Origin of the sequence: Streptomyces justiciae, assembly GCF_015163075.1 — a bacterium.
Lineage (GTDB): Bacteria > Actinomycetota > Actinomycetes > Streptomycetales > Streptomycetaceae > Streptomyces > Streptomyces justiciae.
In genome coordinates, this window is the sequence record NZ_JADDXU010000052.1 from 1 (window position 1) to 869 (window position 869).

The following is an 869-nucleotide window of genomic DNA, read 5'->3' on the forward strand; positions in this document are numbered from 1 at the left end:
CCCTTCCACATCGTTCCGATCCAGTTGAAGAACTTCACGCCGGTTGGCACGGCGATGAGGAACGTCATGAAGGAGAAGAACGGCAGCAGCACACCGCCGGTGACGTACATGTGGTGGGCCCACACGGTCACGGACAGACCGGCGATGGCGATGGTGGCGCCGATCAGGCCCATGTAGCCGAACATCGGCTTACGCGAGAAGACCGGGATGACCTCGGAGATGATGCCGAAGAACGGTAGCGCGATGATGTACACCTCTGGATGGCCGAAGAACCAGAAGAGGTGTTGCCACAGCAACGCTCCGCCGTTGGCGGAGTCGAAGACGTGGGCGCCGAACTTGCGGTCCGCCTCCAGCGCGAACAGGGCCGCGGCCAGGACGGGGAAGGCGAGCAGGACCAGGACGGCGGTCAGCAGCACGTTCCACACGAAGATCGGCATGCGGAACATGGTCATGCCCGGCGCGCGCATGCAGATGATGGTGGTGATGAAGTTGACCGAGCCGAGGATGGTGCCGAAGCCGGAGAAGGCCAGACCCATGATCCACATGTCGGCGCCGACACCCGGGCTGCGGACGGCGTCCGAGAGCGGGCTGTAGGCGAACCAGCCGAAGTCGGCCGCGCCCTGCGGGGTGAGGAAGCCGCCGACCGCGATGAGCGAGCCGAACAGGTACAGCCAGTAGGCGAACATGTTCAGGCGGGGGAAGGCGACGTCGGGGGCGCCGATCTGGAGCGGCATGATCCAGTTCGCGAAGCCGGCGAACAGCGGCGTCGCGAACATCAGCAGCATGATCGTGCCGTGCATCGTGAACGCCTGGTTGAACTGCTCGTTCGACATGATCTGCAGACCAGGCCGGGCGAGCTCGGCGCGCAT

General features: G+C 64.7%; 1 protein-coding gene. It reads right to left on the reverse strand.

Annotated features, from left to right (window positions below; translation table 11 throughout):
* Nucleotides 1-869 (reverse strand): cbb3-type cytochrome c oxidase subunit I (locus IQ210_RS46970; RefSeq protein WP_194085405.1); only part of this gene is annotated, 869 nt, incomplete at both ends.